The organism is Aristophania vespae (genome assembly GCF_009906835.1).
Classification (GTDB): Bacteria; Pseudomonadota; Alphaproteobacteria; order Acetobacterales; family Acetobacteraceae; genus Aristophania; species Aristophania vespae.
On record NZ_CP047652.1, the window covers coordinates 1298257 to 1315503 of the forward strand.

The following is a 17247-nucleotide window of genomic DNA, read 5'->3' on the forward strand; positions in this document are numbered from 1 at the left end:
AAGACATTTTTATAAAGCAGGCTAATATCTCGATAGGAGATAAGACTTAAAAGCCCGACTAAATAAATGATTAGAGGGTCATTATTCCACACGCTCTCATTTATCCTGCTTGTCGCCATCCTTGAGGCTCTTGTTTCCAGTAAGTCAAGTCGAACCCATCCTGTTTCAACTTTTTCCAGCGTAAGCGTGCCCGAACCACGCTATCTTCATTTTGTCCGTCAAAAAGGTCAAAAACTCGTTTAAATCGATTCACATCGATAATATCGGCCCCATCAATACGAAACAGAAAAAGCGCACCATTAGGAGGCGGTTCTGCTTTTGCGCTAAGCCATATAGGCTGACGTGCAGCAAAACCAGTTTTTTGAGAACCATGGGGAAGCCAGAAATAAACTGGACTCTCCCATAAAGCACGGTCAAGACGCTCTAGCTCTTCTGTGTCAGAACAACATATCAGCGCTCTTTCGTCACTAGACAATGTCCGGTCAAGAAGAGGCAGCAAGGCTTCCTGCACAGAAGTACGTGTCAGATGATAAAAACCTATTTGAGGTTTAAAGCGATTTTTATCATTACCCTCTTCCACCATTTGTGTAGAAGACAGCTCCTGCCCTGCCGCCATATAATAATGCTCTCCTAAAAAAGCCTAATGTTCTCTGTCTGCTACAAACTGATTAAGCAACTGCACACCAAAACCACTTGCTCCCTTAGGAATACATGGCCCTGCTTTGTCACACCAGGCTGTGCCTGCAATATCGAGATGCGCCCAACTTGTATCACCAACAAAACGTTTTAAGAATTCTGCTGCTAAAATAGAGCTGCCTGGACGCCCACCGATATTTTTCATATCGGCAATGTCGGAATCAATACGGCGATTATAACTTTCTCCCATAGGCATAGGCCATAATTTTTCGCCTGCTTTTTCGCCTGCCTGTTTCAACTCCGTACTTAGCGTGCTGTCATTACTAAAGAGGCCAGCATAATCTGTGCCTAAAGCTACAACGATAGCCCCTGTTAAAGTTGCTAAATTGACCATTAAAGAAGGTGCATATTTATCTTTTGTGTAAGAAAGCAAATCAGCTAGAACCAGCCGACCCTCTGCATCAGTATTTTGTACCTCAATGGTCAGGCCACTATAGCTCTTAACCACGTCACCAGGGCGCTGTGCATCGCCTGAGACCATATTTTCTACAAGCCCGACAACACCAATAGCGTTAATTTTGGCCTTGCGGCGGGCCAGTACGCTCATTAACCCGACAACAGCAGCGGCACCGCCCATATCGGTTTTCATGTCTTCCATACCAGCAGCTGGTTTGATGGAAATACCCCCTGAATCAAACGTAACGCCTTTACCTATAAAGGCTAATGGAGCTTCATCTTTATCTGTCGCCCCCTGATAACGGATAATAACCGTATAAGGTGGTTTGTTACTACCCTGGGCAACGCCTAACAAAGCGCCAAATCCTAGAGAAGCCATAGCTGCACGATCTAGAACATCAATTTCCAAACCCAAAGGCTCAAGGGCTTCTATACGGGCTCTAAAGCTTTCGGGGTAAAGTACGTTTGCCGGTTCGCTAACCAGATTACGGGCTAAATAAACACCTTCACTTAAAGCCTCAAATTCGGCCCATTGAGCCTCGATCTGAGTTAAGGATGCATTTTGAGGTAATAAAATACTGATTTCTTGAGGGTAAATTTCTTTTTTATCTGACTGATAAAGAGAGAAATTATAGGCTTTCAGGCGAGCACCTAGAGCAATTGAGGCGCTTTGTTCTGCAAGTGTTTGAGGGATAATAAAATACGCTTTGGCATTTTTGATCTTCGTTTCTCTCAAAGCCTGAAAAGCGTCACTGCCAGCATGCTGCAAACGTATGATATCTGAGACAGTAGATTTATCTTTCGCGCCGCAACCAATGAGATGAAGCTGCGCAATGGAGTCAGTCGGCGCAATAAGCTGTAAAGACTGCCCCGTTACGCCGTTAAATTCCTGCATGGAGACTGCCTTTTCCAGGCGCCCTTGCAGCAGATTATTAAGCTGTTGATAATATTCATCATGAATAAAATTAGCCCCATCACAAAATAAGGCTAAAGCTGATTTTTCGCAGTGTTGGTCTGAAAATTTTTCGAAACTAATTGAAATCATATTTAAACTCACTTTGATATAATCGATCACAAATCCTTGACGATCTCATTTTTCTTCCATTTTGGAGATCTTCGGCATTCAATAATGAGAGCGTATCAGATAAGTGTGCTTATGACGAACGGTTAGAAATAGGATAGCCTGTACAAAATGAACGTTCATACCGCTTCCACTCTCGATACTCACACTCTTCTTGATCTTGCATTGCAAATCGTCTCTGAAGCTTCAGATATTGTTTTAGCGGTAAAAGAAAAGGGCTTCCATACCCAAAAAAAAGCTGACTGCTCACCAGTCACTGAAGCAGACCATGCTTCAGAAGCCCATATTCTTTCGCGCCTGCGTCGAGCATGCCCTGAGATTGAAGCCATTTCAGAAGAAGAATTTTCTTCAGGTATTCATCCTAATGTCAACGGAACTTACTGGCTTATTGACCCTTTGGATGGCACACGCGGTTTTGCAAATGGTGGTGATGATTTTGCCATTAATATCGGTTTAATATCAGGCGGTGAACCCATAATTGGTGCAGTAGCCATCCCAGCCTTTGGACAAATTTACGGAGGTGGGAAGAATTTGGGAGCTTTTTATCAGGATTCAGACGGACGACACCCTATTCAGGTTAGTGATATACCCGAGGAAGGGTTGCGTGTTTTAGCATCATTTTATTATGGTTCAGAAGATGAGCTTAAGAAATTTCTGACAAAGCAAAATATTCAATCAATTGACTGTTTTGGTTCAGCTATCAAAATAATTCGTGTGGCTGAGGGACAGGCAGATTTTTACCCCCGATTTGGACCTACAATGGAATGGGATACAGCAGCGCCACAAGCTATTTTGGAAGCGGCAGGGGGCCAGATTTATACAATTGATGGCATGCGCTTAACTTATGGCAAACCAGGACGCCTCAATTCGCCTTTTTTCTGTTCAGGTAAAACGCAAATCTTGTCTTCAGCCTCTGAGAGTACTGAGCCTAAAGATAAAATTTCAGAACTCCGTCATCATAAGGACTAAGCTATTTCGTGACTGAATTTCTTGATGTAAGTTTTGACGGTATTCGTCGTGCGGCTGACATTATACGCTATGGTGGTATTGTCGCTTTCGGGACAGAAACAGTTTATGGTTTGGGAGGGCTCTCCACTTCACGCCAGGCTGTAAGCCGAATTTATGCTGCCAAGGGACGTCCTTCTTTTAACCCACTTATCAGCCATTTTGCATCAGCTGAGCAGGCTTTTCAGGAAGTTGACCTCACATTAACTCCTTTGGGAGAAAAGGCTAGAGAGCTTGCATCTCACTTTTGGCCTGGTCCTTTGACACTTATTTTGCCCAAAAAAGAAAATAGCCTTATTTGCGATAGTGTAAGTGCTGCATTACCAACTATTGCCATACGTGTTCCACGTGGCAGAGCTGTGAATGAACTTTTAAGATTAGTCAACGCACCCGTAGCAGCACCATCAGCCAATCGCTCAGGACGCATAAGCCCCTCTTCTGCTTTGCATGTCAAAGAAGAACTAGACGGTAAAATAGACGCTATTTTAGATACAGGTTCCTGTATTGTTGGGCTAGAAAGCACGGTCCTAGACTTAACAGGCGAAACACCAACCCTCTTACGTCCTGGCGGCTTGTCGCAAGAGGAGCTTGAAGCTATTTGCGGACCAGTTCGTCATGCAGCGCCTCTATCTCAGGATCAAAAACCTCTCGCACCGGGACAGTTAACTTCACATTATGCTCCTACTTTGCCCATACGGCTCAATACAGATAAGGCAAATTTTGATGAAGCCTGGTTAAGTTTCGGCCCTGAAATAGAGGAAAATCACCCCCTTAAATGGAACCTCAGCCCCAAAGGTGACCTTGCTGAAGCAGCGGCACGGCTTTATGCAGGATTGCGCTATCTTGATAATGAAGGCCAAAAAAAGGGGGTAAAGGCCATAGCTGTTAGTCAAATTCCTCAAGAGGGATTAGGTTGTGCTATATTTGACCGGCTGCAACGTGCCGCAGCGCCCCGCCCTATATAAAACAACAAAGCGAGCAGAAAACCTAACTTATGGCAAAGGACTCCCACCCCCTTGACCAAAAAGAATTACGTCTTTTAGCGGACATACTGGCACTCGTTTTAGATGATGAGGCTGGCCAGGCCCAAGCCGCTCTTGATCGCTTAAGACATCGTGCCCGCCAACAAGAAATCTCCGGTGGTAGTTTTAAAAACCTCATAATTTCATTGGCTGAAACATCTGCTGGTTCTGATACACTTTTAAAAAAACGCCACGAACTTGAAATACAGCGTTATAAAGATGTTATGGAAGAGCTTGCCACGCAGCATAGAAACCTACAAAGACACGTTGCTTTGCTTGAAAGAGACAATCAAATAATACGTTACAATCACAGCCAGCAGCACGATATTTTACCTTGGCAGCGTATAAGAGTTATTATCGCTTTGCTTGCAGGTATATTACTGGGTATTGCAGCAAGCCAGATCGTACATAATATTGGCTCAGCGCAAAAAATTGATCGCGCACTTTGCTTTACCCAATCTCTATCTCATAATAACTCTCAATAAACGTTACGAGAGATACGTTCAGACTTATATTTTTGTCATTTTATTTTTGCATAGAAGATAAAACATCAGAATATAGTCGGCTTAGGCGGTTTTGATAGTCAGACATACTGAATTTTTTCACCTGGCTATATCCAGCTGAGACCAATTTTTCACACAGCTCATTTTCATGATCTAGCCGAATAATTGCCTTAGTTAGGGCTTCTATTTCATAGGCAGGAGCTTTCAAAACAGCATCTCCTCCTATTTCGGCCAATGCACCCTCATTTGAGGCTAAAACAGGCACGCCTAGACTCATTGCTTCAATCACAGGCAACCCAAACCCTTCGCAAAGAGAAGGGAAAAGAAGTGCTCTTGCATGTTTTAGCAGAGCAAATAACGTACGCTCAGGAAGATAATCAATTTTTATAATGCGTCCCGTCGATATACCATGCTCAAGATATCTTAATTCTTGCTCTTCTTTCCAAGCCATAGCCCCCACTAAAACAAGCTTCCTTTGGCTTTTTGAAGCAAGAAAGGCTTCGATAATACGACCGATATTTTTCTTTGGTTCCAATGAACCATAAAAAATAAAATAGGACTGAGATGATAAACCAAAATCAGCTTCTATCTCTGCCAGGGACTCTTCTGCTGAGCGGGTAAAAGCGGGCCGGGTCGTATCACATGACTGGTAGCAATTATATAATTTTGGCTCCATTTCTGGGAAAAACGACAAAATATCCTTTTTTGATGCTTCAGATATTGTGCAAATACCATCCGCCAGTCTGCCAATTTTTTTTAGCAGGCTAAAATAATGTGGCTTATTATCAAGTGTTGTATGAGGCAGACGCAAAGGCACGACATCATGTATTGTATATATATTTGCGGCCCCTTCTAACCTGATAGGAAGTGGGTAAGTCCAGTGCATAACGTCTGGAGGAGACGCTATACGGAGTGTCATGAACTTTCCCGTTCGGGCAAAATACCTGGCTGCACGGTTGAATAAATTATCCGCATTTAGCAGCCTGTTAAAAACGGGCAAACGCTCGGCAAAGCTGCGACTATCTATCAGATGACTGATAGGTATTTCTGAAATTTCAGGGCGGCTTATATCTTCTTTACGACGCTTAAACCAGCTTTTAGAAAAAACACGAACCGGCTTTCTTTGCTCCTGGCTTGCTAAAAGCTCAAAAAATCTGATCTCTCTCATAAGAGGAGATGACTGTGCAGAAATATTTAAACCGTAAAGAATATCTATAGAATACCCAAGATCAGACGTAGCCCTGCTTAGCGTACGTGCATAAGTCGCTACGCCTGTTCCTCTGGCAAGACTGAGATTGAAGCCATCGATAGCAATACGGAATGAATTTTGTTCAACCAAGTTCTATCCACCTCATCTCTTAAGCACATTTACGATTATAAACAGTTTTTTTAGTCGAAACATTAATTGTTCTTAAAACAACAATGCAGACCATTCCTATTTTATACCCGCCATATTTTTTGATACCCAGAATAAAGTACTTCTGCCCCGATTGACGACATAAATTGATCAATAATCATCCCTTTACCTCCTTCACCAAGAGGTGGAACATTAAAATCATCTACACAGATTAAAGTCCCTTCACTAATCAAACGACGTGCCGCCATCATTTCTGTAGCATGATGGATCGCACTTGGCATTGGAGCCGAAATATCAAGATCGAACGAATCTAAATATAATAATGAAGCTGCCCTACTCGTAATCTGCCCTAAGGTGTGCAGTCCCGCCCTTGAGTCGTTAAGAATTGTATTTGTTGTGCCACTACATGCCCTGCGTGCGCTATCTATGCTTGCTGCATTAATATCGATTGTAAAAACAGTCCCATGCATTTCCCTCGCGAACCAGTCGAAAAGAAATGTACTTTGACCATCACCTTCCCAGTTATTGGGGACTCTCAAACAGCCTGTTTCTACAATAACGGGCCGTTCCTGTTGTCGCAAAACGTCAAAAATAACAGAAAAACCGTCAGCCCGTTTACCAAGACGAGGACGAATATGCTGATTAAAAGCGTTATGAAAACCTGAAGCTTGGATTTCGGCATTCAGCCCAACATAAGAAAAATCGGCTGATACAAAGCCTGTTTCCATTGTGTTGTCTGTCAGCAGGTGCTTTTTACGCACTTCGAGGCGATCACTTAGAGCAATTTTATCAACTATGTCATCAACCGTCTCATTACCCTGGGATAATTGAGTGATGAGATTTTCACCACCTTGATCAGAAATTTTGTCGAAAACAGCACTCACAAGTTGAATATCTTGATTATCGGGCGATCCAGGACAAATTCCAGCATCTCCCATTTTTGAGTCGCTTTCTTCATTATTCATATTCATAATATTTTCCTTAAACTTAAAGTAAATATTCAAAAAACAAATTAAATACACAAAGAGATAATAATATTGATCAAATTATACACGTACACATATATAATAAAGTTTTAAAATAACCCTCTAATAATTTTAATGCAAAACAAAAATATATTCTATAATAAATGTAAAAATATGTTAAAATAAACTATGATATTAAAAAATTAATTTTCTATTATAACGCTATTTATAAAATATAGCTCTTTGCATAAATATAAGCTGCGAGAAAAGCCGAAACCAGACTTTTCTCGCAGCATTTTGGGTTATTTGTGTTTTACCAACTTAATTCAGCTAATTTAACACCATAAACCGCTATGATTTAACCTTGATTCAAAAAACGTTTCACCTGATTTAATACTTCTTCAATTTTAATTTTCTTAATACAGGCTACATCTTGTCCACATTCTTCGGGGTTATGATGCAGATAGCACCCGGCACAAGGAACTTTCCTGCTAATGATAACACCTCCCTGTTCCTGCCCCCATTCTGGCCACCCTATTCTTGCAGAATGAATGCTAATGACCTTTGCTCCCCTCAAGGCCGCAAGATGTTTTGGTCCTGAATCGTTACCAACAAAAACAGAGCAAAAAGATAGCAATGCATCAAAATGATCTGAAGGCAGTAATTTATCAAAGTAAATAATCTTGCCTGACTCTAAATCTTTGGCAGGAAGTTTCCCAAATTGAGATGGATTGTCAGCAATGAAGAAAACCTTAGCTCCGGTTTCTTTCACAATTTCTGCTGCAAGCTCAGTATAATAAGGCCACTGGGTAAATTTAATTCTAGACCCTGTATGAAGCACAACAAAATCATCTTCAGGGTTTATGCCATATTCCTTGAGACAATCTCTGTTTAAACTTTCTCTCCGTTCAACATGTGCCCCACTATCGAGCCAGCGACCAAAGGCTTCGATAAGAAGTTTCGTTCTGGCAGAATGACGCATAACATCATTGCCGGTTTTGGGATCATGAGTGACAATTTCAACATCTAAGGTTTTGCAATCCCCTCTTCCAAGGCCCATTGTCACTGGAGCACCGGTCATGGGAAGAAGTCTTTTAGACATACCGTCAACTGATAAATCAATTGCTACATCAAAATCATATTTTGAAAATGTTTTGATTAACTCATCCTGCTTTTCTGCACTCATTACTCTTTGACGACGATCACGGTCATCAGGTAGGTCAAGAATGATGTAATCGTCAAAAACATTAAGACTACGCGCTAATCCTTCATTAGCAGGCGTAATAACACCTGTAATTTTGGCGTGCGGTACTAACTCTCTTAGACGTTTTAAAGCCGGAACAGAAACAACCATATCACCCAACTGATCCGCTCTGATCACGGCAATACGGTTTAATTTTCCTGGAAAAGAATGCGTAGAAGCCTCATTAATTGAACTAGGTAAAGCATTGACCTGCTCAACAACTGATAAACCAGCATCACTGTTTAGAGGAGGAATATTACTATCGCTCTCCTGATATATGTCTTTAGGTAAATCTTCCGCTACGATAATACGGTCTCTCTTCCAGGTTAAGTTCTCCTGGACGTCTCCTTTAACATTGAGGGCACGCACTATAACGTCGTGCCAGCCGCATGAAAATTGAGAAAAGTCGATCCACGCATTATAAACATATTTTTTAAGACGTGTTCTTTTCCGCTCAAATTCAAGCGGTGCCGCTTCGAGTTTGGCTTTATATACTAATTGACCACTAACCCAGATTTCAACAAAGCGGCATTCAATCGCTGAAATTATATAGCCACGTAAGGAGTCTATGCCACGAACAGTAAGTCCGTCACCCCATTTCGTCTTTTGGTGGTTACCACTCCGACTAAAATGAAAGATCTCCTGATGCTCGTGATAAAGATCTTTTTCGGGAATTTTAAATAAGGTGCGATCTATTCTATGGTCTTTTATGACCTCATCATAAAATTCATCTCGCGTTAATATGTAAGTATCTTCATTTTTCTGTTCTTTTATTTTTTTCTTACACTGCTCAATAATAGATTTTATCTCATTACTTTCTTTTTCATCTGATATATTGCGCAATTTTTTACACAGAGTGAGAGCTTTGGTGTAATCATTAAAAGAAACATAAAGCTTTGCTAATGCCTTAGTAACCTCTACATCATTTTTTTCAATATCCAAATATTTAAGATAATATTGCTCTGCGCTCTTATAATTACCAAGCGCAGCCTGTATTTCGGCACATGTTAATATTACATCTGGCTTTTTGGGGTCAGACGCAAGACCTTTTTCATATAAGCGAGCAGCTACCTGCAACTCACCTTTTTCATATGCCCTTTGAGCAAGGTCAAGGTTTAACAAGCCTATATCAGCTTGCTTGGCTTCTATCTGTTTTTCTTTCAATACTGCTCGAATTTTACGAACTTTGTTTTTAATAGTCATTAGAGAACGCCCCTTAATAATATCACCGCAATGTTCTTTTAGGTCTAAAATTCTTTCAACAAGAACGCGTATCTACGGAATCACGATATGAGTTTGCTTAATTCGCTAAATACTTCATCTACAGAAATATTTTTTACGCATACGGCATCGTGACAACATTCTTCAGGGTCGTAATTCAACGAACAGCCGGCACACGGCACTTTTCTACTCATGATAATGCCTGCCTGTTCCTGTCCCCACTCTCTCCAATCTGTCCGGGCAGAATGAATACTAATCACTTGTGTTCCCCTCAACCCTGCAAGGTGTTTTGGCCCTGAGTCATTACCAACAAAAGCCGAGCAGAAAGACAAGAAAGCATCAAAGTGATCAAAGGGAACTTTTCGGGGCAGATAAATTATCTTTTTCTCTTCAAGCAAGGTTCTATCTAATGTGTCGAGTTCATTATCATCATCAGATAGAAAAACGACTTTAAGGCCCAACTGATTAACAATTTTAGTGGCTAGATCAACGAACCACGGCCAACGTGTAAATTTCACTCTGGCCCCACTATGAAGAACAATAAATTTTTCATTTTCTTCAATGCCATATGGTGCCAACATAGTCTTTGTCAGATCATCACGGCGAACAGTTTTGGCACCGCTATCGAGCCATAAAGCCAAAGCATCTACCAAACTTCTGGTACGCGCAGAGTGGCGCATTATATCATTGCCAGCTTTAGGGTCATGTGTCTCGACAATCAAATCAAGCGTTTTATAACCCTCTCTTCCAAAACCAAGTGTAATAGGCGCATTCATGTGATGAAGAAGTTTATATGAATTACCAGCTACAGAAAAATCTATAGCCACATCAAAATTACGCCGTTCCAAATCTCTGATAAGAGACTTTTGGTCGTCCATATCCATAACACGCTGACGACGCAGCGGATCATCTGGGAAATTTAAAATAACTATTTCATCAAAAACATTAAGGCTTCTGGCCAGCACCTCACTTGCTGGACTAATCAAACCTGTTATATGCGCATCGGGACATAATTGACGTAACTGCTTAAGAGCAGGAACAGACGCCGTCATGTCACCTAATTGATCAGCACGTAAAACAGCAATATTATTAATAGGCCCTGTAAAAGATTTAGATGAAGCCTTATGAACAATACTAGAGCGTTTATTTATCTGTTCTACCAGTGATAAACTAGACCCATAATCTATGTTATCAATAATACCATCACAATCTGCATGTAACCTTACAGGAAGAGGATCAGCAACAATAATACGTTCACGCCGCCAATCTACCCCTTCATTAGCTTCGCCTTTAATACCCATTGCTTTTATGATGATATCATGCCAGCCACGTTTGAACTTAGAAAAATCTATCCATGCATTATAGGCATATTTTTTAATATGAGGGTTTGATTTCTCTCTTCTTTGTGGCGCTACAGTGAGAGGCCCTCTAAAGACGAGCTCACTATCAACATATATTTCTATGGAAAAATATGGCTTATCAGAAACAATATAACCACGTATGGCGTCAACGCCCTGAACAGTTTGCCCTCTTCCCCATTTCGTAACCCGATCAAGACCGTTACGCACAAATACAAATGCGTCACGATGGTCAATATAGATATCATCGCGGGTTTTAGGAAAGAAGGCTGGATCTATCAATCCATTAGATACAAATAAATCTAAGTCTTCCAGCTCTTCATCACTTAATGTTTTAGATAATTCTGAGCCGTTTCTTTGTAACTCTTTGGCTAATTCTCTTTTATATTCAATCGTATGGACAATATTATTGAGTTCGTTGCGAGCATCATCCCAATTTTCACGGCGTTGAGTTGCTTGCTCATAGTATTTTTTAGCTTCTATATAACGGCCAATTGTTTTATAAAAATGTCCAAGTTGTATATATATTTCCGGGTCACTTGGTTTTAGATCCAAACATTTCAGATAGCGTGCTTCTGCATTTGCAAATTGCCGATTTTCCTTATGCATATGGCCCGATTGAAGAAGAAGAGCATAATTATCTTGATCAACAGAAATAATTTCGTCAAAGAGAAACGAAGCTGTAGCATAATCTTTATTATCGCGTGCCTGATTTGCTTGATCAAGTAAATATTTATAAATAATATTACCCTTCTTAATATCTTTCATCACTGAACTAGACTCAATTTTGACATCAGAATTCTCAGAGAGATTAAAACTATTTCCGCTCATTAACTACAACCCCGGTATAAATATTATTACCTAATTAACGCTCTCATTACGTCATCTGATGCTTTGAGCGTGTATGATGTGAAAGATTAAAGTTTTTACCTAGTTAATTACTTACTACGTTCATCATATCCACCCTTTGGCTAGTTAATATATTAAATGAGGCGTGTCTTTTTAAACTTCTCAGATTTAACCCCTATTTTTTGTCATATTGATCTTATTCAACCTCAATAAAAAATGGTTCTGAACTTTTTTCACATAAGCTACTATCAAGCTTTAGCTTGATTTTTAATCAGCTCTATGGCGGCCCGTAAATATGATAAAGTGAACTTGCTGGCATATGATCTGTGAGTGCTACGCCATTTGCGTCTAATCTATCAATCCACCCACCCTTTAGATGTGATGGAGCATATCGTTCAAAAAAACATTTTTTCTGACGGTCAATTAATGATTTTGCCTCTGAAAAATTCTCTCGTTCTTTTAATGCAAGCATACGCATAAACTCAGTTTGCGGCCAAATACGCGTTGTATTTTCAAGCTGCCTACCGTCATCGGTAATGGCGTCGCACACAATCAACGTATCGGGACTGACACCATATTTCATGGCCGCATCGAACAATTTTTCTCTTGTCTCTTTCATCTCATGAGAAAAAGATGTTTCTGGCGCCAGTCGCATAAACTCACTAAAAAGCCATGACCATTCACAAAGATGCCCTGGTTCAACTCTGTTAAGACCGATAGCTTCAAGCGGTTTCCATTCAGCATCAAAAAACTCAAGCAGCATGCCTGTATGAGGAAGAATAAAACGCTGCATCGCCAAATGGGTCATATTTTGCGCGTATTCTAAGTAGAAACTATCTCCTGATACTTCAAAAAGCATGAGATAGGCTTCTAATAAATGCATGTGGGGATTTTGCCTACGGATCGTATCTGGAGCAGGAACGGCATCAAGATACCCACCATTTTGAGCTTTAAAAATCTTATCTATTTCAATAACTGTGCGTCGCGCAACATTGAGATGAGCAGGATCCTTCGAAATCTGGTAAGCCCATGCATAGGCAAATAAAATAAAAGCATGAGCATAAAGATCGCGGCTTTTATCAGCAGGTTGACCGTCAGGAGCCAGAGAAAACACCCAGCCTATCTCACCATCACTACCCCAATAGCGCTTCTCTACTTCCTGTAAAGAGTCAAGAGCTAAAGATGCCGTTTTAGCCAATCCATCAAGCTCAGCACGACAATAAGTAGATATTTGTCGTGCCTGAACCATAAGACGAAGAGCAGGCAGCTCAATAGGCTTATGGTCAAACGTTAAACGTTCATGAAACAAACGGCGCTTATGATCAAAACCAATATTGGACCATAAAGGAAGAGCTTCTTCCATAAGCCAAGAATGCCAGTTTTTTTGTACCACAACACTGCCTTTTTAATTTAAATTACAAACGTCTAACGTTTAGTCACAAAGTAAAAAACTTTGAACTCTACCTATTATTACATAGCTGTTATTTCACGATATTGTCTTTGGCCTTTTTGACAAGAGATGATGTAGAGCGGCCTTCAATGAGATCAACAAGAGCAACACGTCCATTATATTGCTTGACAAAATCCCCACCCACTACTTGGCTTTCAGTGTAATCAGCACCTTTTACAAGTACGTCAGGCCTTAAAGCTTTGATCGCTTCTAAAGGTGTATCTTCGTCAAAAAGCACTACCAAATCAACATCGCGCAATGCACCAACCACCGTAGCGCGGGCTATTTCATCCTGAATAGGGCGTGAATCACCCTTTAAACGCTTTACAGAACTATCTGTATTTAGAGCCACAATCAGCTTGTCACCCTCTCGTGCAGCAGCTCGTATCAAGCTTATATGGCCTGGGTGAACAAGGTCAAAACACCCGTTTGTAAAAACTACCTGCGCTCCATGATGGTGCCAGTTTTGGACGATATCTTGCGCTTCTTCAATTGAAACCAGCTTACCAGCATCATGCATTTCATTGCGCAGCTCCTGGCTTAGCTCTGCACGTGACACAGTGGCCGTTCCTAATTTGCTAACAGAAATAGCTGCGGCGGTGGTTGCGATAACTATGGCTGTTTCCAGCGGCTGACCAGCAGAAAGCACACTGGCGACAGTTGCTAAAACCGTATCACCTGCACCTGAAACATCACTCACTTCAGATTTACGCACTGATGCGTGCGTCATCTTCCCATTTTTACGCCACAAGGTCATGCCGTCTTCAGAGCGCGTTAACAGGACATCGCCCCCAAATTGCTCTGATGCCTTTTGTGCTGCCCGCTCAATTTCTTGTTCTGTCCGTAAAGAAAGACCCGTTGCCTGCGTCATTTCTGCGCGGTTCGGCGTTACCAGTGTCGCTCCTCGATATCCAACAAATGATTTACGTTTAGGATCAACGATGATTGGTATGTTTTTTTTACGACCCGCTTCTATCACAGCTGCGAGCACTTCATCAGAAAGAACACCCTTTGCGTAGTCAGAGCAAACTAACACATCAGATTCTGCAATAGCTGCTTGCGCAGCTGCAATAATACGTGCTGTCACATCACTTGAAAAAGGTTTGATACATTCTTCATCAATGCGTACAATTTGTTGGTTACCGCTAAGCACGCGGGTTTTAGTGATCGTTGTCCAATTTGGATCTCTTACCACACCATCTAAATTAACATTAGACCAGGGCTTGAGGATATCAAGCAACATATCACCAGACTGGTCCTCTCCTACAACACCGATAAGATTGACCTGACTTCCTAAAGCAGCAGCATTAACGGCAACATTGGCCGTACCACCCGGAACGTCAGAAAACCGCGAATGCAATAAAACCGGAACAGGTGCTTCGGGAGATATACGGTTAACCGATCCAAAAATATATCGATCAAGCAATAAATCGCCAACAACACAGAGGCGGCCGAACGTAAAATTTTCAATCATGCTACCATCACTCAGTCAATAATTTAGAATTTAAGAAGAGGGGATACGAAGTTATCGAGGTTTTTACCATCAAATAGATATCCTTTTAACCCCGCGGCGCGGGCCGCCTGAATGTCTGTGTCACGATCACCGACGAGAAAAGAATTTTCTTTATCAATATCAAACTCCTTAAATGCCTTTTCGATCATTCCAGGATTGGGCTTACGATCATGATGGTCGCATCTATAACGCTCAATAATAGCCTGTGGGTGATAAGGAGAAATATAAAACTTATCGATATGCGCACCCCACAATGAAAGCTGCGACTGAATATGCTCGTTAAAAAGACGAGCCTGTTCTTCAGTATATAAACCCCGCGCTATGCCTGACTGATTTGTTACAACAATAACGAGATACCCGCATTTATTCATACGAGCAATTGCCTGAGGAGCGCCCTCTATGAAAGAGAAATCTTCGATACGATGTGGGTAACCAACATCGACGTTAATAACACCATCACGGTCAAGAAAAACAGTTGGGGTCATTTGTAAGTCTGCACTCACTATAAAAAAATATGACAAAATGACTGAAAGACATTCTGCCTTTCAAAATGGAAGCGTGTTGCTTTCAAACCATCAAGCGTTAATCTTTGAGTATAATTGATTTTTAAAAGCATCATGCGGCCCAATACATTAGTTTTAGTGCTTCCTGAAATACGACATCAACCGGAATTGTTTTAAGGCATAGCGCCCCAACACCACAGTGCCGTACGTCATTAACACCACACCCCGCACAAGGCACTTTTCGACTAATTACAAGACCGCCCTGATTTTGCCCCCATTCCTGCCAATTTAAACGAGGCACGCTAACACTAATAACCGGAACCCCTCTCACAGCGGCCAGGTGTCGAGGTCCGCTGTCATTACCAATCATCAACGCCGCATAACTGATAACAATATCAAACAAATTAGGATCAAGTTTATCTAAAACATGAATGCCGTCACTGTTACTTAACTTTGAAGCAACCTCGCTCTGATGGTCGACAAAAAACACAACTTCTTTATGCGTTTCTGCCCTCAACCTTTGAGCAAGTTCTATAAAATGCTCTAAGGGCCACATATTTAATGTGTGACGGGCACCTGTATGAATAACGACGTAATCTTTTTCTTTTAATGAAAAAGGTTTTAGTTTCGTAATATCATCTTGATAGCTTTGCCGTTCGACAACAGGTTGGCGCTGATGAGCCACCCGATCAAGTGCATCAACAAGCATCATCACATGGGCTGCGTGATTAATAACCGGCTTGCTATTAAATTTTTCTCTCGAAATAACTTCAATACCATAATCTAAAAAATGAAATCTTTCTGGAGAAAACCCAACACGATAGCGCGTATTACACCATAATAATAATTCGCGACTTTCATGCCCGGTCTGTAAATCAATAGCCAGGTCAAATTGTTCTTTACTTAAAGCTTTTTGTAGTTTTTCTTTATTTTCGGCTGTTAAATACCGCCTCTCAGCATCGTGTGAATAAGACAGATTAATAGCGATCAAAGCGTCACAAACACCGCTAGCTTTCAAAATTTCATGGACGGCTGGTTGTGCAATAATCGTAATATGCGCATTTTGATAAATATCACGCAAACGTTTTATAGCCGGTAATGACGCAGAAACATCTCCCAACTGATCAACCCGAAGCACAACCAAACGCTTTATGTTTTTAGACGAAAACTCTGACGGCGAATGATGTACTTGGGGAGGAAAAGCTAGAACAGAATTAAACAAATCATCTTTTTCCACCGATAAAGATGGAACAAATGCGTCGGACATTTCCATGTCTCTAGCAAAATCGGGCAAAAACATACGGTCCGGGACTGTGCGAACAAAACGCCTCATTTTCGTAATCATTTTTTTGCCATTAAACGCAAAAACCCAAAGCTTATGCTTAGTTTCTGGCAAAAACTGACTATCTACCCATAAATTCGCTGCCCAAATATAAACAGGACCTTTTTTACCGATTAAAGAAGGTGTTGTTTGAGCTAAAATTTTTTCATCTTTACCCAAACTTACAACCGCACGGTCACATTTCTCTAATGAAAAAATAAGAACACGATATGCTATTACGCCAGTTAATACTGGCATTCCGCTTTTATCTTTTAAGGTGCCAATTTGCACTAAAGTCATGCAGCGCCGCATTTTGCCAAATGGCAAGAGCAAGCTATTTAGAAGGATCTTGCTGATAACAGGAAAACGATCTACCCAACAAAAACGCCTGGGGATTATTACTGACATGCTACCCTCAGCTGGCAGCGCCCATGATTTGATCTCTGGCAGAGATAGATCCTCATTTTTTTGTGAGGTCGATTTATAATTATCTGCCAAAATCATATAAAACCCAGATACCTTTTGAAGCTCTATAAATATAAGGGCGATAATAATAGATTATAAATTAGAAGTAAATTTTAATTTCTTAAAAATAATTAAAGTGAATTATGTCACAAATGTGTCTATTAAAATTGAACTATGAAAAATTGTGAAATATAAACAAAATCTTAAAAATTTATTAAAATTTACATACTCGCAATAAAAACAAAAAAACTATTATTAAAATTATTTTTCGTATTTAATCTTATTTAAAATAACTTATA

13 protein-coding genes are annotated in these 17247 nt (G+C 40.7%); 3 read left to right on the forward strand and 10 right to left on the reverse strand.

The window, feature by feature from the left end:
* Positions 1-100: 100 nt before the first annotated feature.
* A complete protein-coding gene (locus tag GT348_RS05870; RefSeq protein ID WP_369692589.1) occupies positions 101-616 on the reverse strand; it encodes a DNA polymerase III subunit chi in 516 nt (171 codons plus the stop codon).
* 24 nt (positions 617-640) lie between these two features.
* Positions 641-2137 (reverse strand): leucyl aminopeptidase, encoded by a 1497-nt coding sequence (locus GT348_RS05875; protein WP_160618910.1) that lies wholly within the window; start codon positions 2135-2137, stop codon positions 641-643.
* 147 nt (positions 2138-2284) lie between these two features.
* On the opposite strand from GT348_RS05875, the gene GT348_RS05880 reads away from it, so the two are divergent.
* The 3 genes from GT348_RS05880 to GT348_RS05890 are packed head-to-tail and all read left to right on the forward strand — an operon-like array spanning position 2285 to position 4685.
* Positions 2285-3142 (forward strand): 3'(2'),5'-bisphosphate nucleotidase CysQ family protein, encoded by an 858-nt coding sequence (locus GT348_RS05880; protein ID WP_160618911.1) that lies wholly within the window; start codon positions 2285-2287, stop codon positions 3140-3142.
* Positions 3143-3150: 8 nt separating this feature from the next.
* Positions 3151-4143: an L-threonylcarbamoyladenylate synthase gene (locus tag GT348_RS05885; RefSeq protein WP_160618912.1), complete on the forward strand. Its 993-nt coding sequence runs from the start codon at positions 3151-3153 to the stop codon at positions 4141-4143.
* Between the two features lie 29 nt (positions 4144-4172).
* Positions 4173-4685, forward strand: a complete 513-nt coding sequence (locus tag GT348_RS05890; RefSeq protein ID WP_160618913.1) for a hypothetical protein — start codon at positions 4173-4175, stop codon at positions 4683-4685.
* Positions 4686-4725: 40 nt separating this feature from the next.
* On the opposite strand, the gene GT348_RS05895 is transcribed toward GT348_RS05890, so the two are convergent.
* The 8 genes from GT348_RS05895 to GT348_RS05930 all read right to left on the reverse strand — a co-directional run bounded on the left by GT348_RS05895 (position 4726) and on the right by GT348_RS05930 (position 16987).
* Positions 4726-6042 (reverse strand): glycosyltransferase family 4 protein, encoded by a 1317-nt coding sequence (locus GT348_RS05895; protein WP_160618914.1) that lies wholly within the window; start codon positions 6040-6042, stop codon positions 4726-4728.
* Between the two features lie 101 nt (positions 6043-6143).
* Positions 6144-7031, reverse strand: coding sequence for a hypothetical protein (locus tag GT348_RS05900; RefSeq protein WP_160618915.1), 888 nt, complete (start codon positions 7029-7031; stop codon positions 6144-6146).
* 352 nt (positions 7032-7383) lie between these two features.
* Entirely contained in the window at positions 7384-9471 is a 2088-nt protein-coding gene (locus GT348_RS05905; protein ID WP_160618916.1) for a tetratricopeptide repeat protein, read from the reverse strand.
* 80 nt (positions 9472-9551) lie between these two features.
* On the reverse strand, positions 9552-11678 hold the full coding sequence (locus tag GT348_RS05910; protein WP_160618917.1) for a glycosyltransferase family 9 protein: 2127 nt from the start codon (positions 11676-11678) through the stop codon (positions 9552-9554).
* A gap of 295 nt (positions 11679-11973) precedes the next feature.
* Complete coding sequence (locus GT348_RS05915) at positions 11974-13089, reverse strand: AGE family epimerase/isomerase (protein ID WP_160618918.1); 1116 nt, start codon at positions 13087-13089, stop codon at positions 11974-11976.
* An 88-nt stretch (positions 13090-13177) separates the two neighbouring features.
* Positions 13178-14620: a D-glycero-beta-D-manno-heptose-7-phosphate kinase gene (rfaE1, locus tag GT348_RS05920; RefSeq protein WP_160618919.1), complete on the reverse strand. Its 1443-nt coding sequence runs from the start codon at positions 14618-14620 to the stop codon at positions 13178-13180.
* A 23-nt stretch (positions 14621-14643) separates the two neighbouring features.
* Complete coding sequence (locus GT348_RS05925; RefSeq protein ID WP_160618920.1) at positions 14644-15144, reverse strand: D-glycero-alpha-D-manno-heptose-1,7-bisphosphate 7-phosphatase; 501 nt, start codon at positions 15142-15144, stop codon at positions 14644-14646.
* Positions 15145-15274: 130 nt separating this feature from the next.
* Complete coding sequence (locus GT348_RS05930; RefSeq protein ID WP_160618921.1) at positions 15275-16987, reverse strand: glycosyltransferase family 9 protein; 1713 nt, start codon at positions 16985-16987, stop codon at positions 15275-15277.
* Between the last annotated feature and the right edge of the window lie 260 nt (positions 16988-17247).